The sequence below is a fragment of the Pantoea sp. RIT-PI-b genome (assembly GCF_001187905.1).
Classification (GTDB): domain Bacteria; phylum Pseudomonadota; class Gammaproteobacteria; order Enterobacterales; family Enterobacteriaceae; genus Pantoea; species Pantoea nemavictus.
The window spans coordinates 339878-359953 of record NZ_LGIS01000014.1 but is presented as its reverse complement, the minus strand read 5'-3'; the positions used below and the strand labels follow the sequence as shown (position 1 = coordinate 359953).

The 20076-nt window shown below is 57.4% G+C and carries 16 protein-coding genes and 1 other annotated feature; of the genes, 7 read left to right on the top strand and 9 right to left on the bottom strand.

From position 1 onward, the window contains the following. Positions 1–73: 73 nt before the first annotated feature. The 5 genes from thrC to AC790_RS08045 form a co-directional block, all read right to left on the bottom strand. Positions 74–1357 (bottom strand): threonine synthase, encoded by a 1284-nt coding sequence (thrC, locus tag AC790_RS08060; protein WP_007884938.1) that lies wholly within the window; start codon positions 1355–1357, stop codon positions 74–76. Positions 1358–1360: 3 nt separating this feature from the next. After that, complete coding sequence (gene thrB / locus AC790_RS08055; protein WP_049851551.1) at positions 1361–2290, bottom strand: homoserine kinase; 930 nt, start codon at positions 2288–2290, stop codon at positions 1361–1363. A gap of 2 nt (positions 2291–2292) precedes the next feature. Next, a complete protein-coding gene (thrA, locus tag AC790_RS08050) occupies positions 2293–4755 on the bottom strand; it encodes a bifunctional aspartate kinase/homoserine dehydrogenase I (protein WP_007884936.1) in 2463 nt (820 codons plus the stop codon). A 26-nt stretch (positions 4756–4781) separates the two neighbouring features. Beyond that, positions 4782–4904 (bottom strand) — a sequence feature (Thr leader region). Further along, positions 4840–4911 (bottom strand): thr operon leader peptide, encoded by a 72-nt coding sequence (gene thrL / locus AC790_RS25300; protein WP_071531027.1) that lies wholly within the window; start codon positions 4909–4911, stop codon positions 4840–4842. (Overlaps the previous feature by 65 nt.) Before the next feature lie 189 nt (positions 4912–5100). Continuing rightward, entirely contained in the window at positions 5101–5805 is a 705-nt protein-coding gene (locus tag AC790_RS08045) for a tRNA/rRNA methyltransferase (RefSeq protein WP_049851423.1), read from the bottom strand. A 588-nt stretch (positions 5806–6393) separates the two neighbouring features. Here AC790_RS08045 and arcA point away from each other — a divergent pair. Continuing rightward, positions 6394–7110 (top strand): two-component system response regulator ArcA, encoded by a 717-nt coding sequence (gene arcA, locus AC790_RS08040; protein WP_007884933.1) that lies wholly within the window; start codon positions 6394–6396, stop codon positions 7108–7110. Positions 7111–7157: 47 nt separating this feature from the next. Here the strand turns inward: arcA and creA are convergent, their stop codons facing one another. After that, the gene (creA, locus tag AC790_RS08035; protein WP_007884931.1) at positions 7158–7631 is read right to left on the bottom strand and encodes a protein CreA; all 474 of its coding nucleotides are present in this window, start codon (positions 7629–7631) and stop codon (positions 7158–7160) included. A gap of 194 nt (positions 7632–7825) precedes the next feature. Here creA and robA point away from each other — a divergent pair, with 194 nt between their 5' ends. Further along, positions 7826–8707: an MDR efflux pump AcrAB transcriptional activator RobA gene (robA, locus tag AC790_RS08030; RefSeq protein WP_007884929.1), complete on the top strand. Its 882-nt coding sequence runs from the start codon at positions 7826–7828 to the stop codon at positions 8705–8707. Between the two features lie 39 nt (positions 8708–8746). On the opposite strand, the gene gpmB is transcribed toward robA, so the two are convergent. Further along, positions 8747–9394 carry a 2,3-diphosphoglycerate-dependent phosphoglycerate mutase GpmB gene (gene gpmB, locus AC790_RS08025; protein ID WP_007884928.1) on the bottom strand — a complete coding sequence of 216 codons (648 nt, stop codon included), beginning with the start codon at positions 9392–9394 and terminating at the stop codon, positions 8747–8749. 51 nt (positions 9395–9445) lie between these two features. Here gpmB and yjjX point away from each other — a divergent pair, with 51 nt between their 5' ends. After that, positions 9446–9967, top strand: a complete 522-nt coding sequence (gene yjjX / locus AC790_RS08020) for an inosine/xanthosine triphosphatase (protein WP_007884926.1) — start codon at positions 9446–9448, stop codon at positions 9965–9967. Here the strand turns inward: yjjX and trpR are convergent. Both trpR and sltY read right to left on the bottom strand, forming a co-directional pair. Beyond that, positions 9964–10287: a trp operon repressor gene (trpR, locus tag AC790_RS08015; RefSeq protein ID WP_007884925.1), complete on the bottom strand. Its 324-nt coding sequence runs from the start codon at positions 10285–10287 to the stop codon at positions 9964–9966. The genes yjjX and trpR overlap by 4 nt on opposite strands. A 44-nt stretch (positions 10288–10331) precedes the next feature. Further along, entirely contained in the window at positions 10332–12251 is a 1920-nt protein-coding gene (gene sltY, locus AC790_RS08010; RefSeq protein WP_007884923.1) for a murein transglycosylase, read from the bottom strand. A gap of 258 nt (positions 12252–12509) precedes the next feature. Here sltY and atzF point away from each other — a divergent pair, with 258 nt between their 5' ends. The 4 genes from atzF to urtA are packed head-to-tail and all read left to right on the top strand — an operon-like array spanning position 12510 to position 19931. Then, entirely contained in the window at positions 12510–14306 is a 1797-nt protein-coding gene (atzF, locus tag AC790_RS08005; RefSeq protein ID WP_049851422.1) for an allophanate hydrolase, read from the top strand. A gap of 2 nt (positions 14307–14308) precedes the next feature. Next, a complete protein-coding gene (uca, locus tag AC790_RS08000; RefSeq protein WP_049851421.1) occupies positions 14309–17926 on the top strand; it encodes an urea carboxylase in 3618 nt (1205 codons plus the stop codon). A 9-nt stretch (positions 17927–17935) separates the two neighbouring features. Further along, positions 17936–18634 (top strand): GntR family transcriptional regulator, encoded by a 699-nt coding sequence (locus AC790_RS07995; protein ID WP_049851420.1) that lies wholly within the window; start codon positions 17936–17938, stop codon positions 18632–18634. Positions 18635–18662: 28 nt separating this feature from the next. Further along, positions 18663–19931: an urea ABC transporter substrate-binding protein gene (urtA, locus tag AC790_RS07990; protein ID WP_007884919.1), complete on the top strand. Its 1269-nt coding sequence runs from the start codon at positions 18663–18665 to the stop codon at positions 19929–19931. Positions 19932–20076 lie beyond the last annotated feature (145 nt).

Below are 20076 nucleotides of genomic sequence, written 5' to 3'. Positions count from 1 at the left end.
GGCAGCGTCTCCTTCCCCCGCTTGCGGGGGAAGGCCGGGATGGGGGACAGCGAGCACTTACCCCAGTCAGCACTTACTTCAGCAAAAACGCCCGCAGCTCAGCGAAATCGCCTTTCAGATTGTGTGACAGCAGCGGCAAATCGGCACGCTCGGCCAGCTCTTTCGGCAGTGGCAGATCCTGGCCCAGAATCTCATCCACGCTCTCTTTGAACTTCGCCGGATGCGCAGTCCCGAGGAACAGGCCATATTCGCCCTCCTGCAGGTTATCGCGCAGCAGACGATAGGCAATTGCCGCATGCGGTTCAGAGATGTAGCCAATCTCCGCCAGCTCGCGCATGGTGGATTGGGTGGTTTCATCTGAAACCGCGCCGTAAGCCAGATCGGTTAAACGCCAGGTTTTGCGGCGGAACAGCTCTTCCACGCGCGGCCAGTTGTTCGGCTGGCTGACATCCATCGCGTTCGACAGCGTTGCCACCGTCGCGTTTGGCTGCCATGCACCGTTGCCGAGGAAGCGCGGCACCGTGTCATTGGCATTGGTCGCAGCGATAAAACGCTTAATCGGCAGACCGAGTGATTTCGCCAACAGGCCCGCCGTCAGGTCACCGAAGTTTCCACTTGGTACGGAAACCACCAGCTGATTACGCTGCTCTTGTGGCAGTTGCGCCACCGCTTCGAAGTAGTAGCAAATCTGTGCCAGCAGGCGACTGATGTTGATCGAGTTCGCCGAGTTCAGGCCAATCGCCTTTTTCAGCTCTTCATCATCAAATGCCTGTTTCACCAGCGCCTGACAGGCATCGAAATCGCCCTCAACCGCGATGGTTTCGATATTCCCGCCCAGCGTACAGAACAGTTTCTCCTGCAGCGGGCTGATTTTGCCCTGCGGATAGAGAATCACCACGCGCACGTTCTCCATGCCGTAGAACGCATGCGCTACCGCGGCACCGGTATCACCGGAAGTCGCGGTCAGAATGGTGATCTGCTCATCCGCACCGCTCACATACGAGAGCATCTGCGCCATAAAGCGGCCGCCGAAATCTTTGAACGCCAGCGTCGGTCCGTGGAACAGTTCAAGGCAAGCCACATCCTCGCTAACCTTCGCCACCGGAGCCGGGAAAGCGAAGGCGTTTTTCACGCGCTCGGCCAGCTGATGCGCGGCAATTTCATCACCAATATAGGCAGACAGAATTTTGCTACTGCGGCTGACGAAATCCATCTCCAGCATGGCATCGATATCGGTCAGTTCGAATTCCGGCAGTTCGAGCGGGAAAAACAGCCCTTGCTGCGAGCCGAGGCCCTGTTTAACCGCCTGAGCAAAACTGACCTGCTCGTTGTGATCCTTAAGGTTGTAGAGTTTCATGCGTTATCCCAATTTACGTGCGCCAGCCGTATCAAGACGGCAGATGTGGACGAAACCTTCTTCATTCTGCAGATAGTGCTGGCTCAGCCAGTCCGCCATCCGCTGTGCCGTTGCCATCTCGTTGCAAACGGCGAAAAGTGTCGGGCCAGAACCCGAAATGCCGCACGCCAGTGCGCCAATATCCTGTGCGGCTTTACGCGCATCGGCGAAACCCGGCAGCAGTTTGGTACGATACGGCTCAGCGATAACATCCTGCATAAGTTTAGCCGCAAGCCCAGGCTGACGCGTATGACAGGCGTGAATAAAGCCCGCCAGCAGGCGACCATGCTTGATGGCATCCTCTTTGCGATATTGTGCTGGCAGAATGGCGCGCGCTTCGGCGGTGGAGACTTTAATCCCCGGATAGGCCATCACCCACAGCCATTCGTCAAAGCACGGCACGTGCTGGCTAATAATGCCGTTCTCTTCAATCATCAACTGCACGCCGCCGAGGAAGCATGGCGCGACATTATCAAAGTGTACGCTGCCGGAAATACGTCCTTCCAGCTCGCCCATCAGCGCCAGCAGTTCAGTATCATTCAACGGTTTGCCGCAGAATTCGTTCATCGCCATCAAGCCGGCGACCACTGAGCAAGCGCTCGAACCGAGGCCGGAACCGATCGGCATATTTTTTTCCAGCGTCATCGCCACCGGAACTTGTTTGCCAATCGCCTGGCAAAAACGCTCCCAGCACTGATAAACGATATTCTCCTGCGGATTGCTCGGCAGTTTGCTGACAAAGCGCCCGGAGTTCACCAGGCTAAAGCTGTCGGCGGCTTCAACCGAAACGCAGTCGCCCAGCAAGCTGCCATCCACCGGCGAAACCGCCGCGCCAAGCACATCAAAGCCGACGCTGACGTTACCTATCGAGGCCGGTGCATAAATTTTTACCATCATCAAACTCCCAACTTCCACGACAGCGTACGCAGCAGGTCAGCAAACACGCCCGCTGCTGTGACATCATTCCCGGCGCCATATCCACGCAGAACCAGCGGGATTGGCTGATAGTAGCGGCTGTAAAATGCCAGCGCGTTCTCACCGTTCTTCACTTTGTACAGCGGATCGTTGCCGTCCACCGCATCAATCTTCACTTTGCAGACGCCGCCTTCTTCGATCGCGCCGACGAAGCGTAATACTTTACCTTCGTCACGCGCTTTGGCAACGCGCGCCGCAAAGGCGTTATCCAGCTCCGGCAGACGTTCCATGAATTGTTCAACGTCGGCGATATCCGTCAGGCTGGCGGGCAGCAGTGGTTCGATATCGATATCGCTGAGTTCCAGCTGATGCCCGGCTTCGCGCGCCAAAATCAGCAGCTTACGCGCCACGTCGGTGCCGGAAAGATCGTCACGCGGATCCGGTTCGGTAAAGCCCATCTCACGCGCCATTTTAGTGGCTTCTGACAACGAAACGCCTTCATCCAGTTTGCCGAAGATGAAGGAGAGCGAGCCAGAGAGAATACCGGAGAACTTGATCAGCTCATCACCGGCATTCATCAGGTTCTGCAGGTTTTCGATCACCGGCAAACCGGCACCGACGTTGGTGTCATACAGGAATTTACGGCGCGATTTCGCCGCTGCAGCGCGCATCTGCTGGTAGTAATTCCATGAAGAGGTATTGGCTTTTTTGTTCGGCGTAACCACATGGAAACCTTCGGCGAGGAAATCCGCGTACTGATCGGCGACCGCCTGGCTGGAGGTACAATCGACGATCACCGGATTCAGCAGGTGATACTCCTTCACCAAACGAATCAAGCGGCCGAGATTGAACGGCTCTTTGGCTTCGCTCAGTTCCGCCTTCCAGTTGCTGAGATCGATACCGTGCACGTTGGTTAACAGTGCACGCGAGTTAGCGATGCCGCACACGCGCAGATCGATATGCTTCTGTTTCAGCCACGTTTGCTGACGGTGCAACTGATCGAGTAGCGCCGCACCCACACCGCCAACGCCCACCACAAACACTTCAATCACCTGATCGGTGGCGAACAGCATCTGGTGCACCACGCGCACGCCGGTGGTGACTTCATCGTTGCTCACCACCACCGAGATAGAACGCTCAGATGAGCCCTGAGCAATCGCCACGATATTGATATTGGCGCGTGCCAGCGCCGAGAAGAATTTGGCCGAGATGCCGCGCAGCGTGCGCATGCCATCGCCCACCACTGAGATCACCGCCAGCTGTTCCAGCACGTCCAGCGGATCGAGTAAGCCATCTTTCAACTCCAGATAGAACTCCTCTTCCAGCACGCGACGCGCCCGCGCCTGATCGCTTTGCGGTACGCAGAAGCTGATGCTGTATTCCGAAGAGGATTGGGTGATCAACACCACCGAAATGCCGGTGCGGGACATCGCCGCGAACACGCGCGCCGCCATGCCCACCATGCCTTTCATACCCGGGCCGGAAACGTTAAACATCGCCATGTTGTTCAGGTTGGTGATGCCTTTCACCGGATTTTCATCCAGCTCGCCTTCGCCACCGATCAAGGTGCCCGGCGCTTGCGGATTGGCGGTGTTTTTGATCAGGCAGGGAATCTGGAACTGAGCGATAGGCGCGATGGTACGCGGATGCAGCACTTTGGCGCCGAAATAGGAGAGCTCCATCGCTTCCTGATAAGACATCGATTTCAGTAAGCGGGCATCAGGCACCTGACGTGGATCGCAGGTGTAGACGCCGTCGACGTCAGTCCAGATTTCACAGCAGTCTGCGCGCAGGCAAGCGGCCAACACGGCGGCAGAATAGTCAGAACCGTTACGGCCCAGCACCACTAATTCGCCCTTCTCATTGCCAGCGGTGAAACCGGCCATCAGGATAAAGTGATCGGATGGGATCTGGCTGGCGGCGATGCGACGTGTGGATTCGGCAATATCCACGGTGGATTCGAGGTAATGACCAACCGCCAGCAGTTTCTCCACCGGATCGATAACGGTCACCTTGTGGCCGCGCGCCTGCAGCAGCGCTTCCATTATGGCAATCGACAGCTTCTCGCCACGGCAGATGATGGCAGCGTTGACGGCGTCCGGACATTGGCCCAGCAGGCTGATGCCGTGCAGCACTTGCTTCAGCTGCGCGAACTCCAATTGCACGCGGGTTTTCAATCCATCGAAATCAAAGCCCGGCTGTGCATCATGCAGGCCTTGCAGCAGGTCGGCAAAAATACGTTCGGCATCGCTGATATTCGGTAACGTGTCCTGACCGCTGATGGTTTTCTCAATCATCGCCACCAGATGATTGGTAATTTTCGCTGGTGCAGAGAGTACGGTCGCAACCTGTCCCTGTTGTGCATTGCTTTCCAGAATGTCCGCCACGCGGAGAAAACGATCCGCATTGGCTACTGAGGTTCCGCCGAATTTCAGCACTCGCATAGTTGAAGCTCTCCTGAATTTTTGCCGAAAAAAAAGCCCGCACTGTTTAGGTGCGGGCTTTTTTCTTTGTTTTTCCTGTATGCGTCAGCCCGCACCGTTACCTGTGGTAATGGTGGTGGTAATAATAATTGTGGTGTTCAGGCTGAGTTTACGCATTTAGATTTTTTTCTGTCTGTCTTTGTCTTGTCCGTCTGCCTTCCAGAAGTAAAGCAAAGGGCACATTAAGTCAACGAATTTGTCCTAAGCACACGGACGGCACGGCTGCGCAGTAGTGCGCTTGCTGGCACAAATCGTATCGGGATCGTTCATAAGAGGCTGCGATTTCCACGATCAGTCACTGCCAACTCAGGATTTATCCGAGCAATTATCTATAAGTTTTTTTTCTACATCGTGTAACAAGCGATGCAGCATAGCGCTGTCGCGCTGTTCCAGCAGGCCAATACGCTGGTCGATCCAGTCAGCCATTTTGACGTCATCGCTGACATCCAGCTTCGCCAACAGCTGATGAAAACGCTCACGCAGCGCCTGCAGTTGATGCGCGTTTGCCGCTTCGGCAGGTTCGGCCGCAATTTGATTCAGCGCTGACAGTTGATAGCAATAGACCATCACGGCCTGGCCGAGGTTAAGTGATGGATAGTCATTTGCCATCGGAATGCCGGTCAACAGGTCAACCTGCTCCAGCTCCTCATTGGTTAAACCGCTGTCCTCACGGCCAAAAACCAGTGCGATGCGGCTCAGCCATTGGCGCTTCTCTTGCAGGATATTTTCCACCTGCGTCGGCGTAGCGTAGTAGCGGAACTTCGCGCGGCTGCGCGCGGTGGTCGCCACCGAGAAATCGACATCCTTGAGCGCCTCGCTCAGCGTGGCATAGGTTTTCACGTTATCAAGGATCTCGCCGGCACCGTGTGCCACACGTCGTGCAGCGGGGTCCTGCCAGGCATCGCTGGCGACAATACGCAACTCGCTAAATCCCATGGTTTTCATGGCACGGGCAGCCGCGCCGATATTTTCCGGACGGGCGGGAGAAACAAGGATTAAGGGGAAATGCATGATTTTTCCATCGGACGGTTAACAACGCGCTTTATGTTGGCATGCAGCAGAAAAAATACCAACTACGGCGATAAGAGAAAATAAGATGTTAACGATGTTAAAACAGCGGGAAATCTCCATGTAGAGTAAATTAGCAGGCATAAGCAAAATTATAGGACTTAATTTATATAAAACCCTTTCCTTTCAATTTATTGAAATATAAATTCCTGCGCGTTTAACTTTTGCTTTTATAAGGGATAAATGTAGCAAAATTGCTGCATTTTGTGAGCTAAACTAGCAATCCTGGAGAAGTTTTTCATAAAAGTGTTAACGTGCTACACTTGCATTTGATATAAGTCAACGAAGCGTTGTTTTTATGCTTATCGGTTGTTGTTGGTGCTGTTAGGTTGCTGTTAATACGGTTAGGATGAGCGCCTGTCCGATATTCTCGGGGCGCGCAAATATCCATCCTGACTGGCTGAGCTAACACTGAAGTTGACGTAGATGGATGGTGTATTCCGAAGATTATTTCGTATACCGGTTGCCGCAAATAGCGTAACCGACGTACGCCCTGTTTTCGATTTGTTGGCAAATTTTAGGTAGCGAAACATGCAGACCCCGCACATTCTTATCGTTGAAGACGAACTGGTCACGCGTAACACCCTTAAAAGCATCTTTGAGGCAGAAGGTTACGTGGTCTATGAAGCCACCGACGGCGCCGAAATGCATCAGGTCCTGACGGAGAATGACGTCAATCTGGTGATCATGGATATCAACCTGCCAGGTAAAAACGGTTTGCTGCTGGCACGCGAATTGCGTGAACAAGCAAACGTTGCGCTGATGTTCCTGACCGGTCGTGATAATGAAGTGGATAAAATCCTCGGTCTGGAAATTGGAGCCGATGATTACATCACCAAACCCTTCAACCCACGTGAGCTGACGATTCGTGCGCGCAATTTGCTGTCGCGTACCATGAATCTGGCCATGCCGAGTGAAGAGCGCCGCCAGGTTGAGAGCTATCGCTTTAACGGCTGGGAGCTGGACATCAATAGCCGCTCACTGATCAGCCCGAACGGCGACCAGTACAAGCTGCCGCGCAGTGAATTCCGCGCCATGCTGCACTTCTGTGAGAATCCAGGCAAAATTCAAACGCGTGGTGACTTGCTGAAGAAGATGACCGGCCGCGAGCTCAAGCCGCATGACCGTACCGTGGATGTCACCATCCGCCGCATCCGCAAGCATTTCGAATCCACGCCAGATACGCCAGAAATCATCGCCACCATTCACGGCGAAGGTTACCGTTTCTGCGGCGAACTGCAGGACTAAGTTTTGAGAGGAAAAACGCCCGTCAGGGCGTTTTTTTTATGCCTGTATTAATGCCACGGCATGATCGGCACGGCACTTAGCGCATTCTTCGGCGAGCCGTCTACCACCTTATCTGAGTAACTCAGATACACCAGCGCATGACGTTTCTGATCGAAGAAGCGCACCACCTGCAACTTCTTAAACACCAGTGAAGTGCGTTTTTTAAATACCACTTCGCCCTGCGACTTGCCTTGTGCGATTTTATCGCTAAGCTCTACCGGCCCAACCTGTTGACAGGAGATGGCTGAGTCGGACGTGTCTTCCGCCAAACCTAATCCCCCTTTGATACCACCGGTTTTTGCCCGGCTGATATAACAGGTTACATTTTTTACATCGGGGTCATCGAAGGCTTCGACCACGATCTTATGATCGGGGCCAAATATCTTGAACACCGTGTCAACTGAGCCGATCTCTTCAGCCTGAACGCCAGCGCTGAACACATAAGTTGCCAGCGTGATTATAAGAATACGAGCTATTGTCATTGAGTTACCATTGCCAATCGAATAGATGAGAATGTAATGTACTGTCAATTGAACACAGAACCAAACCTAAACGGGTTTTAACCCGCATTGACTTAGCACACTCGATTAGCAAACCGCCCCCACGCTTTTGTGCATTTCGTGCTATTATTCGACGACTTCATAGTTGCGCCACCAGAGAGTTATGAGGATGTTTTATGGACCAAGCCGGTATCATTCGCGATTTGCTTGTCTGGCTGGAGAGCCATCTGGACCAACCGCTTTCATTAGATAACGTTGCGCAGAAAGCAGGCTATTCCAAGTGGCACCTGCAGCGGATGTTCAAGGAAGTAACCAGCCACGCAATTGGCGCGTATATCCGCGCGCGTCGGCTGTCGAAAGCCGCGGTGGCGTTACGCCTGACCAGCCGCCCCATCCTTGACATCGCTCTACAATATCGCTTCGATTCACAGCAGACCTTTACCCGCGCGTTTAAAAAGCAGTTCAACCAAACGCCCGCCTGGTATCGTCGCTCATCGGAGTGGAACTCGTTCGGTATTCGCCCGCCGATTCGCCTGGACGATAGCAGCCTGCCGGAAGCGCAGTTTGTCACGCTGCCGGAAACGGTGTTGGTCGGCCAGACGCAGAGCTACTCCTGCACGCTGGAGCAAATTTCCAGCTACCGCGATGAGATGCGCATGCATTTCTGGAAGCAGTTCCTGCTGGAAACCGACACGGTGCCGCCGGTGCTGTACGGCCTGCATCAGGTGCGTGCCAGCCATGAAAAGGATGATGAGCAAGAGATTCTGTACACCACAGCGGTGCCCGCCGATCAGCTGGCGAAGAGTATGCAATCGAATCAAAGCGTGGTGGTTGAGGCCGGTGATTACGTGCAGTTTACTTACAACGGTGCACGCAGTGCGCTGGGTGAGTTCATCCTGCTACTGTACGGAACCTGCATGCCAACGCTCGGTTTAGTGCGTCGTCAGGGACAGGATATCGAGCGTTTCTTCACCCACGGTGGCAAGAAACGTAGCGAGCCGCCAGCGGAAATCCGCTGCGAATACCTGATTCCGATTCGCCCGCAAACAAATCACTAAAAACAAAATGCCGTCATCATGACGGCATTTTTATTTAGCTCAACGCTGCAATTCATCCAGCGCGGGGGCATCCAGATGCGAAACATCGCCCGCCGTTTCGACTACCCAACCAGCCGCCAGCCAGGCGCTTTGCTGATGATCCACACGCGAAATCGAGCAGTTGCGCAGACGCAAACGACGTTCTGCATGCGCAGGTAAGCCGAGAATGGTGCTGACCAGCACGCCAAGCGCCATGCCGTGGCTGACAATCAGCGGACGGCTGCCAGCTGGCAACGCCAGCAGCGCATTCAGCGCTTCGTGCATACGCGCCGCCATCTCCGCCATCGATTCGCCACCCGGAATACGGCCCGCTGTGGTGCCGTCCACCAGCGTTTTACGCCAGTTTTCCTCTTCTTCCGTCAAGCCATCGAGCGGACGTTGTTCAAGGCAGCCCATGTTGAGCTCACGCAGACGCGCGTCGAGCGTAACGGTGCAGCCACACGCGTCGGCGATGATCTCCGCCGTGCGACGTGTACGTCCTAAATCGCTGGCAATCACGTGGGTAATGCCCAGCGATTTCACGCGCTCGCCAACCTGATGAGCCTGCTGCTCACCTTTTTCCGTTAACGGGCTGTCAGACTGCCCCTGAATGCGTCGCGCCGCATTCCATACCGTTTCACCGTGACGAACAAGATAGACCTGTAGCATGCTTAATTTCCGTTATACTGCGACAAATTTGCCTCGAGGGTTCAAACAATTATGTACCATGTTGTCGCAGCCACCATCAACCCGGCAAAAATTCGCGCGATTGCTCAGGCGTTCAACGACGTTTTCGGCGAAGGATCCTGCCACATTGAAGGGGTCGAGGTCGAGAGCGGCGTCGCAGCTCAGCCACTTAGCGATGTCGAAACGCGAACTGGCGCACGTCAACGCGTAGCGAACGCCCGTCAGGAGCGTCCGCAGGCGGATTATTGGGTGGCGATTGAAGCGGGCATTGAAGGCGATTGCGCCTTTGCGTGGATGGTGATTGAAAATGCGCAGCAGCGCGGTGAATCGCGTTCGGCCAGCTTTACCCTGCCGCCGATCGTCGTAGCAGGCTTAGCCGCCGGACGTGAACTCGGTGACGAGATGGCACGCCTGACCGGCGTAGAGAATATCAAACACAAAGGTGGCGCGATTGGCGCCTTTACTCACGGCCTGCTAAGCCGCTCCAGCGTCTATCATCAGGCGTTGATTCTGGCGCTGTGTCCGTTTACGCATCCGCTTTACAATCAGCGTTAATCGCGTCCCAGACGCGCTTCCAGCCAGCGTTTCAGCTCTGGCGGCGCTTCTTTCAGGCTATTTGAACCGCGCGTTATCGTAGCGATACCCACGCCCAACTCATTCTTCAGTTCACGCTGGCTCATCTCACCGTTCATCAGCTCTTCGATAATGCGCAAACGCGTGCCGAAGGACTCACGTTCATCCGGCGTCATCATCAGCTGTAGCAACGGCAGCGCCACGCCATCGGCAAAGGCGTTTTGCATCAGTTCGATAAAACGCAGCCAGTTATCTTCAACAGGCTGAGCCGATTCCGGCTGGGAAGAAAGGGGTTGGCTCATGAAGGACTTCCGTACTCATTAACGAGTACGGAAGCATAGCACAGTCAATACTGGCGATTCCACTCACTGTCAGCGAGAATCTTATCCGGCTTGCCCATGAAGTAGCGATAATAGGCATCGTAGGCCAGCACGTTTTTTACGTAGCCACGCGTTTCTGAGAACGGAATGGTCTCGATAAACGCCACCGCATCCAGATTCCCCCCGCTGGTTTTCTGCCAGCTGCGCACGCGTCCCGGCCCTGCGTTGTAAGCCGCCGAGGCGAAGATGCGGTTCTGACCAAACTGCTGATAGACATACTCCAGATACTGGGTACCGATCTGAATATTGGTCTGCGGATCCAACAGCTGGCTGCTGTTCACATAGCCGGGAATGTTATACATCTTCACGGTATGCGTCGCCGTACCGGGCATTACCTGCATCAAGCCGCTGGCGCCCACCGGTGAACGCGCTTTCGGATTCCACGCGCTCTCCTGACGTGAAATCGCCATCGCATAACTCGGTGGAATGCCTTTGTCGCTGGTGTATTGCTGATACAGATTTTGCCACGCCAGCGGGAAGCGCTCTTTCAGGCTATCCCACATTTTCGCGGTAATGGTGGCCTGCACGCTGAGATCCCACCAATCCTGCTCGTTAGCGTAACGCGCCAGCATCTGCTGCTGGGAATGGGTTTTACTGGAGATCAGATTGGCCCATTCGCTGCGCGCCAGGTTATCCAACCCCCAGTACATCAGCTCGCGCACGCGCGCCATTTCCGCGCCCTGCACCACGCTATTATCAGCTGCCGGCGCTTTATCAACCTGCAACGGATACTCCACGCCAAGACGTTGCGCCGCCACCATCGGATAGAAGCCGCGCGCCTGCATCAGCTTGCGCAGAATGTCGTTCGCTTCCTCTTTGCGGCCCTGCGAAATCAGCAAATCGGCCTGCCAGTATTGCCACTCATCTTTCTCTTTGGCTTCCACCGGCAAACGCGCGATCCAGGTATTCAGCCCGCGGCGATCGTTCTGGCTCAGCGCCAGACGAACACGGCGCTCCACCAGCGCGGTGGATTCGCTGTTCATCACTACCGCATCACGCCAGCGCGCCTGCTCGCTGGTGAGATCCGCGCCCATCATGCGCCATACCACCGTCTCTTTCAGATCCTGCTCATCGGCCTGGCTCATCTTCTGCGCCTGCACCAGTTGCGGAATCATCATGCGCGCGTTGTCCATATCCTCACGCGCCACGCGGGCGAAGGCATAGCTGGTCGCCATGCGGGTGAAATCAGTGGGGCCCATGCTGCTGGCAAAGGTAGTGACGGTTTGCGGATTCTGCTGCAGCGCAATCAGCGCGCTGGCGGTGGTTTGATAATCCGCTGGCAGCATTTTCGCCAGGTAATTCACCAGGCTATCGTTACCGGCTTTCATCGCCAGACGGATACGCTCCAGAATGGTGATCGGCGAGAGCTGCCCGCTGGCTTGCCAGACCGAGAACAGCTTGTCACAGTCATTCGGCAACGCGGTGCCGCGCAGCCAAATCTCTTTGGCCCCGGCAAACGCTGCCTGCTGTTGCCCGGTGGCCCATTTGGCGTAATACCAGTTACAGCGCGCCTGCACCGGTTTCGGCTCATCCGGGCTGAAGCTGAGCACGCCTTGCCAGTCCTGACGATTGGCCAACACATTCACAAAGCGTGTTGAGAGCGAGCGCGCCGGCGGCAGCGTAGGATACTGTTGAATAAAATTCTTCACCGCCAGCGGCGTCTCTTGATCGAGATCCTGCGCCAGCAGCCGGTATTGCAGATACGGATAGAGCGGATAATCCTGCAGCGTTGGCATCAGCTGCGTCACCTGGTCCATCTGTTTGTTATCCCAGGCTTGCTTGATTTGCGCATAGCGCTGCCGCTGCTGATCCAGCGAATCGGCCCATGCGCTGCTGGCCGTGCTGACCAGACAGATCCCTAGCATCCAGTAACGCCACTTCTCCATTACGCTCTCCTCTCAGTGCTGCGATCCAGCTCATGCCAGACTTCCTTCATGCTAACCAGGCCAACCGTCTCTTGCCATGTTCTTCACAAAATTTACGCTCGCGCACCGCCATTGCACAGCGCTTGCGCCGCCGTTGTGCAATTTATCATCAGAAAAACGTATTACACATCAATTAACTACGCGCTTTCATTGGCTTACAAAAATGGCACGCGCTTTGCTCTGTTGAATTCCATCTTGTATACCAGTTGGAATTCACTCATGGCATTGACCTTTGGCTTTACGCTCCAGGATTGGCAACGCAGTTACCAACAGGATCCACAGCAAATTACTTCCCTGCTGGCAGCACATCTCGACGCAATCGACGCGCAGGATAACGCCTGGCTTTATCTCGCCACACCCGCGCAGCTGCAGGCACAAATTGAGCCGCTGCTGGCGAGTTATCAGCGCAACCCGGCCGCGCTGCCGCTGTTTGGCGTGCCTTTTGCGGTGAAAGACAATATTGATGTCGCCGGCTGGCCGACCAGCGCCGCCTGCCCCGCCTTCACCTACACCGCCGCCGCCGATGCCTTTGTGGTGGCGCAGCTTAAAGCCGCAGGCGCGGTGGTGATTGGCAAAACCAACCTCGATCAATACGCCACTGGCTTAGTCGGCACGCGTTCGCCATTTGGCGCGGTGAGCAACACTTTCAATCCGGATTACGTCAGCGGCGGCTCCAGTTCCGGTTCCGCTTCGGTACTGGCGCGCGGACTGGTGGGCTTCTCACTCGGCACCGATACCGCCGGTTCGGGCCGCGTACCGGCCGGTTTCAACAATATCGTCGGCCTTAAGCCCACCAAAGGCTGGTTCTCCGCCAGCGGCGTGGTGCCGGCTTGCCGCCTCAATGACACCATTTCGGTGTTCGCGTTAACGGTGGAAGATGCCTTCGCGGTGGCCACGGCGGCGGGCGGCTATGACGCCGGCGATGCCTACTCGCGCAGCAATCCGCTCAGCGCGCCCGCCAGCTTCAAAGCGCAGCCTGATTTCGCCATTCCCGCCACGCCGGAATTCTTCGGCGACAAACTGGCCGAAGCGGCATGGCTGGCGGCGCTAGAGCAACTGCAGGCAGGTGGCGCGACGCTGCACCCGATTGATTTCTCCGTGTTCCACCAGCTGGCCGAACAGCTCTATTACGGCCCGTGGGTCGCCGAGCGCACCGTGGCGGTGGGCGAGATGATCAATCGGCCGGAAGAGATGGATCCGGGGGGATTCGGCATTGTCAGCAGCGGCCTGAAATACAGCGCGGGCGAAGCCTATCAGGCGGAATACCTGCGTGCCGAGCTGACGCGGCAGATTCAGCAAACGCTGGCGCAGTTCGACGCGCTGGTGGTGCCCACCTCACCAACCGTCCACACGCTGGCCGAAATGCAGCAGGAGCCGGTGCTCTACAACTCGCAGTTCGGCACTTACACCAACTTCACCAATCTTGCCGATCTCAGCGCACTGGCGCTGCCGGCCCCCTTCCGCGCCGATGGTTTACCGGCGGGCATCACGCTGATTGCGCCCGCCTGGCAGGATCGTGCGCTGGCCGGTTTTGGTGTGCGCTGGCAGCAGCAGATGTCGCTGCCGCTCGGTGCCACCGGCAAAGCGCCGCCAGCGGAATCTGCCACCTTGCCGCTTTCTGCCGATCACGTACGCGTGGCGGTGGTAGGCGCGCATCTCACCGGTATGCCGCTCAACTTCCAGCTGACGACGCGTCAGGCGGTGCTGGTGGAAGAGACGCAAACCGCCAGCAACTACCGCCTGTTTGCTCTGCTCGATGGCCCAATTAAGAAGCCGGGCCTGCTGCGCGGTGAGAGCGGCGCGGCGATTACCGTCGAGCTGTGGGATATCCCGCTGGCACGCTTTGGCGAGTTCGTGGCGGAGATCCCCGCCCCGCTCGGCATTGGCTCGTTAACGCTGGCCGACGGCCGCAGCGTCAAAGGCTTTATCTGTGAACCGGCGGTGCTGTCGCAGGCGCTGGAAATTACCGAATTTGGCGGCTGGCGCAACTGGCTGGCTTCTCAGGGGAGTAAATAAGCATGTTCAGCACCGTTTTGATTGCTAACCGTGGCGAAATCGCCTGTCGCGCCATCCGTACCTTAAAACGCCTCGGCGTGAAAAGCGTCGCCGTCTATTCCGATGCCGATCGCAACGCGCGCCACGTCAAAGAAGCGGATGTGGCGATCGCGCTTGGCGGTGACAAAGCCAGCGACAGCTATCTGCGCATTGATAAAATCCTCGCCGCCGCACAGGAAACCGGTGCCGAAGCCATCTGGCCGGGCTACGGTTTCCTCTCGGAAAGCCTGCCGTTCGCCGATGCCTGTGAAAAAGCCGGTATCGCCTTCGTCGGCCCCACCGCGCAGCAGATTGGCGAGTTTGGCCTGAAACACCGCGCGCGTGAATTAGCCGCCAGCGCTGGCGTGCCAATGACGCCGGGCACGCCGCTGCTGAGTTCGCTGGACGAAGCCTTAAGCGCCGCCGACAGCATCGGTTATCCGGTGATGCTGAAAAGCACCGCCGGCGGCGGTGGCATTGGTCTGACGCGCTGCGCCGACGCCGATGCGCTGCGCAATGCGTGGGAGAGCGTGCGCCGTCTTGGCGAGCAGTTCTTCAGCGATGCGGGAGTGTTTTTAGAACGTTGCATTGACCGCGCACGCCACGTGGAAGTGCAGATTTTTGGCGACGGCAGCGGCAAAGTAATTGCCCTCGGCGAACGCGACTGCTCGCTGCAGCGCCGCAACCAGAAAGTGGTGGAAGAAACGCCGGCACCTAATCTGCCGCAGGCAACGCGTGAAGCGCTGCTCTCATCGGCGGTGCGCCTTGGCGAGCTGGTCAACTATCGCAGCGCTGGCACGGTGGAGTACATCTACGACGCCGAGCTAGATGCCTTCTACTTCCTCGAAGTGAACACCCGCCTGCAGGTGGAACATCCGGTCACCGAATGCGTCACCGGTCTCGATCTGGTTGAGTGCATGCTGCAAGTCGCGGCGAGCGATGCCATCGACTGGGCGCGTCTGCAGCAGGCGCCGCAAGGCGCCTCGATTGAAGTGCGCCTCTACGCTGAAGATCCGTTGAAAAACTTCCAGCCCAGCCCCGGCGTCTTAACCGGCGTCTGTTTCCCGGACGATGTGCGCGTCGATGGCTGGATCGCTACCGGCACCGAAGTCTCGGCGTTTTACGATCCGATGGTGGCCAAACTGATCGTGCATGCCGAGACGCGTGAAGCGGCGTTAACAAAAATGCAGCAGGCGCTCGACGCCACCCAGCTGCACGGCATCGCCAGCAACCTCGATTATCTGCGCCAGATCGTCGCCACCGAGGCCTTCCGCAGCGGCAAGGTGTGGACGCGCTTCCTCGACAGCTTCACGCCATCCGCCAGCGTGATTGAAGTGCTGCAGCCCGGCACCTTCAGCAGCATTCAGGATTTTCCTGGCCGCCTTGGCTATTGGGATATCGGCGTGCCGCCATCCGGCCCGATGGACGATTTCGCCTTCCGCCTCGCCAACCGCATTGTCGGCAACCATGACAGCGCCGCGGGCCTCGAATTTACCCTGCAAGGCCCGACGCTGCGCTTCCATAGCGATGCGGTGATCGCCCTGACCGGCGCCGATTGTGCGGCCGATGTCGATGGCGAAAGTATCGCCTACTGGCAGCCCGTCAGCGTTAAAGCAGGGCAAACCCTGACGTTAGGCCGCGCGCAAAGCGGCTGCCGCACCTATTTAGCGGTGCGCAACGGCTTTGACGTGCCGGAGTATCTCGGCAGCCGCTCAACCTTCTCGCTCGGCCAGTTTGGCGGCCACGCCGGACGCACCTTGCGCGTCGCCGATATGCTGCCGATCTCCCAGCCGCAGCTGGCGGCCTGTACCACGCCCGCGCCGGTCAGCGCACCGCAGGCGCTCGATCATGCATTGGTGCCGCACTACGGCAGCGAATGGCGCATCGGCGTGCTGTACGGACCGCACGGCGCACCGGATTTCTTCACTCAGGCGGCAATTGATGAGTTCTTCGCCAGCGACTGGCAGGTGCACTACAACCCCACCCGCCTCGGTGTCCGCCTGGTTGGTCCGAAACCGACATGGACGCGCGCCAACGGCGGCGAAGCCGGTCTGCATCCGTCCAACGTACATGACTGCGAATACGCCATTGGCGCGGTGAACTTCACCGGCGACTTCCCGGTGATCCTGACGCATGACGGCCCAAGCCTCGGCGGCTTCGTCTGTCCGGTGACCATCGCCAAAGCCGAGCTGTGGAAAGTCGGCCAGGTGAAACCGGGCGACCGCATTCGCTTCCATCCGATTAGCGCTGACGAAGCGGTGGCGCTGGAAAAAGCCCAGGCGCACAGCGTGGCCACCCTGCGCAGTGCCCATGCACCGGCTTTTGCGGTGCCCTCTTTAGCGGCCAGCGCTATCGGTTCCGCCACCCTGCTGGCGGCGTTACCGGCCACGGCGACCACGCCAGCGGCGGTGTATCGCCAGGCGGGCGATAAATATGTGCTGATTGAGTACGGCGATAACGTGCTGGATCTGGCGCTGCGCCTGCGCGTGCATCTGCTGATGAATGCGCTGCGCGAGCGCGCGGTGCCGGGCGTGGAAGAGCTGTCGCCCGGCGTGCGCTCTCTGCAGGTACGTTACGACAGCCTGATCCTCAGCCAGAAACAGCTGATGCAGTTACTGCTGGAGCTGGAGAGCGGATTGGGCGATGTCAGCCAGCTGAAAGTGCCGTCGCGCATTGTCTGGCTGCCGATGGCGTTCGAAGACAGCGCGACGCTCGGCGCGGTGGAGCGCTACAAAGAAACCGTGCGCGCCAGCGCGCCGTGGCTGCCGAACAACGTCGATTTTATCCAGCGTATTAATGGCTTAGCCAGCCGTGAAGCGGTACGCGACACGATTTTTGATGCCAGCTATCTGATTCTCGGCCTCGGCGACGTCTATCTCGGCGCGCCGTGCGCAGTACCGATCGATCCACGCCATCGCCTGCTGAGCTCCAAATACAGCCCGGCGCGCACCTTCACCGCCGAAGGCACCGTTGGCATTGGCGGCATGTACATGTGCATCTACGGCATGGACTCGCCGGGCGGCTATCAGCTGGTGGGCCGCACCCTGCCGATCTGGAACAAGTTCCTCAAAAACCCTCAGTTCGCCGCTGACGAGCCGTGGCTGCTGCACTTCTTCGATCAGGTGCGCTTCTATCCGGTCACCGAAGACGAACTGACGCAGCTGCGCGATGACTTCCGCGAAGGCCGTGCCACGGTGCGCATTGAAGAGACGGTATTCGATTTCGCCGCGCATCAGCAGTTCCTGGCCGATCACGCCGCGTCGATCGGCGAATTCCGTCAGCGCCAGTCGGCCGCCTTCGAACAGGAAGTGACGCTGTGGGCGCAGGAAGAGCAGAACGCGCCACTCACCAGTGATGAGACGCTGGAGGTGGCGGAAGCCGACGATGATGCGCTGGCGGTGTGCGCCGATATGAACGGCAACATCTGGAAAGTGCTGGTACAGCCGGGCGACGTGGTGGAAGCCGGTCAAACGCTGATCATCGTGGAAGCGATGAAAATGGAACTGGCAATTGTCGCACCGCAGGCAGGCCAGGTGAAACGCATTGCCTGCCAGGCAGGACGTCCGGTGAGTCCGGGCGATGCCCTGCTGTGGCTGGAATAAGGAGACGGCATGAACACGAGCCCGCGCAGCAAAGGCCGCCCTGAGGCATTGGCCGAGAAGGTCTATCAGGCGCTGAAACAGGACATTTTTGAGTTCCGTCTGATGCCGGGCGACCGTTTCAGCGAGAACGAAATCGCCGATCGGCTGGAAGTCAGCCGCACGCCGGTGCGTCAGGCGCTGTTCTGGCTGGAGCGCGAGGGCTACGTCGAAGTGTGGTTCCGCAGCGGCTGGCAGGTGAAGCCGTTTGACTTCGAATATTTCGAAGAGCTGTACGACTTCCGCACCGTGCTGGAGTGCGAAGCGGTGCGCCGCCTGTGCGCCCTGCCCGCCGTGCAGTGTGCGCAAACCCTGACGGCACAGAAAAGCTTCTGGATCGATGCGCTACCGCTGGCCGATGGCAAAACGGTCTCCGCGCAGGATGAAGCTTTTCACATGGCGCTGGTGGCGGCCGCTGGCAATCAGGAGATGGCGCGCATCCACGCCGAACTGACCGAAAAGATTCGCATCATTCGCCGTCTCGATTTTACCCGCGACGACCGAATGGAGGCGACATACCGAGAGCACGCTCAGATTTTACGGGCGATTTTCCAGCAACAGACCGAGGAGGCGCAGCGCATTTTAACCGACCACATCGCCGTCAGTAAGGCAGAGGTCAGAAAGATTACATTGCATATGTTACAGCAGGCTCGACTTCAACCCATTGAATAACAACACAAACACAGTTAGGGGTTTACTGATGAAAAGACGTTCGTTGCTCAAGGCTTTCGCGCTCTCTGCCTCTGTTGCCAGCATGGGTTTTGCCTTCGCGGCACAGGCTGCTGACACCATCAAGGTGGGTATTATGTCCTCGCTCTCCGGCACCATGGCGATCTCCGAAACGCCGCTGAAGGATGTGGCGCTGATGACTATCGATGAGATCAACGCCAAAGGCGGCGTCCTGGGCAAAAAGCTGGAACCGGTGGTGGTGGATCCCGCCTCCAACTGGCCGCTGTTCGCCGAAAAAGCGCGTCAGTTGCTGACGCAGGATAAAGTGGCGGCGGTGTTTGGCTGCTGGACCTCGGTATCGCGCAAATCGGTGCTGCCGGTGTTTGAAGAGCTGAACGGCCTGCTGTTCTATCCGGTGCAGTACGAAGGCGAAGAGATGTCGCCGAACGTGTTTTACACCGGCGCCGCGCCTAACCAGCAGGCGATTCCGGCGGTGGAGTACCTGATGAGTGAAGATGGCGGTAGCGCTAAACGCTTCTTCCTGCTGGGCACTGATTACGTTTATCCCCGCACCACCAACAAGATTCTGCGCGCCTTCCTGCACAGTAAAGGGGTGCAGGATAAAGACATCGAAGAGGTCTACACGCCGTTTGGTTACAGCGATTATCAGACCATCGTTTCCAACATTAAGAAGTTCTCTGCCGGTGGCAAAACCGCGGTGATCTCCACCATCAACGGCGACTCCAACGTGCCGTTCTACAAAGAGCTGGCGAATCAGGGCATCAAAGCCACCGATATTCCGGTGATCGCCTTCTCGGTGGGTGAAGAGGAGCTGCGCGGTATTGATACCAAACCGCTGGTTGGTCAGTTAGCGGCGTGGAACTACTTTGAGTCAGTGGATAACCCCACCAACGCCCAATTTGTGAAGGATTATCGCGCTTACGCGAAAGCGCATAACCTGCCGAACGCCGACACCGTGGTAACCAATGATCCGATGGAAGCGACCTACGTTGGCCTGCACATGTGGGCGCAGGCGGTGGAGAAAGCCGGCACCACTGATGTAGACAAAGTGCGCGCGGCGATGGCGGGCCAGACCTTCAAAGCACCAGACGGTTTCACTCTGACCATGGATAAAACCAACCACCATCTACACAAGCCAGTGATGATTGGCGAAGTGGAAGAGAACGGCCAGTTCAACGTGGTGTGGCAGACCGAGCAACCGGTGCGCGCCCAGCCGTGGAGCCCGTACATCGCGGGTAACGACAAGAAGCCCGATCATCCGGTGAAATCAACGCAGTAATTGGGTGCTCGCTGTCCCCCATCCCGGCCTTCCCCCGTTAACGGGGGAAGGAGACGCTGCCACATGTAATTCCTTAACCAACATATGGCAGCGTCATCCTCCCCCATTTATGGGGGAGGACCGAGGAGGGGGACAGCAACATCAA

What these genes read in the sequence shown, in the direction of transcription:
- thrC (WP_007884938.1), bottom strand. Translation starts at nt 1,357, where the DNA reads ATGAAACTCTACAACCTTAAGGATCACAACGAGCAGGTCAGTTTTGCT.
- thrB (WP_049851551.1), bottom strand. Translation starts at nt 2,290, where the DNA reads ATGGTAAAAATTTATGCACCGGCCTCGATAGGTAACGTCAGCGTCGGC.
- thrA (WP_007884936.1), bottom strand. Translation starts at nt 4,755, where the DNA reads ATGCGAGTGCTGAAATTCGGCGGAACCTCAGTAGCCAATGCGGATCGT.
- AC790_RS08045 (WP_049851423.1), bottom strand. Translation starts at nt 5,805, where the DNA reads ATGCATTTCCCCTTAATCCTTGTTTCTCCCGCCCGTCCGGAAAATATC.
- arcA (WP_007884933.1), top strand. Translation starts at nt 6,394, where the DNA reads ATGCAGACCCCGCACATTCTTATCGTTGAAGACGAACTGGTCACGCGT.
- creA (WP_007884931.1), bottom strand. Translation starts at nt 7,631, where the DNA reads ATGACAATAGCTCGTATTCTTATAATCACGCTGGCAACTTATGTGTTC.
- robA (WP_007884929.1), top strand. Translation starts at nt 7,826, where the DNA reads ATGGACCAAGCCGGTATCATTCGCGATTTGCTTGTCTGGCTGGAGAGC.
- gpmB (WP_007884928.1), bottom strand. Translation starts at nt 9,394, where the DNA reads ATGCTACAGGTCTATCTTGTTCGTCACGGTGAAACGGTATGGAATGCG.
- yjjX (WP_007884926.1), top strand. Translation starts at nt 9,446, where the DNA reads ATGTACCATGTTGTCGCAGCCACCATCAACCCGGCAAAAATTCGCGCG.
- trpR (WP_007884925.1), bottom strand. Translation starts at nt 10,287, where the DNA reads ATGAGCCAACCCCTTTCTTCCCAGCCGGAATCGGCTCAGCCTGTTGAA.
- sltY (WP_007884923.1), bottom strand. Translation starts at nt 12,251, where the DNA reads ATGGAGAAGTGGCGTTACTGGATGCTAGGGATCTGTCTGGTCAGCACG.
- atzF (WP_049851422.1), top strand. Translation starts at nt 12,510, where the DNA reads ATGGCATTGACCTTTGGCTTTACGCTCCAGGATTGGCAACGCAGTTAC.
- uca (WP_049851421.1), top strand. Translation starts at nt 14,309, where the DNA reads ATGTTCAGCACCGTTTTGATTGCTAACCGTGGCGAAATCGCCTGTCGC.
- AC790_RS07995 (WP_049851420.1), top strand. Translation starts at nt 17,936, where the DNA reads ATGAACACGAGCCCGCGCAGCAAAGGCCGCCCTGAGGCATTGGCCGAG.
- urtA (WP_007884919.1), top strand. Translation starts at nt 18,663, where the DNA reads ATGAAAAGACGTTCGTTGCTCAAGGCTTTCGCGCTCTCTGCCTCTGTT.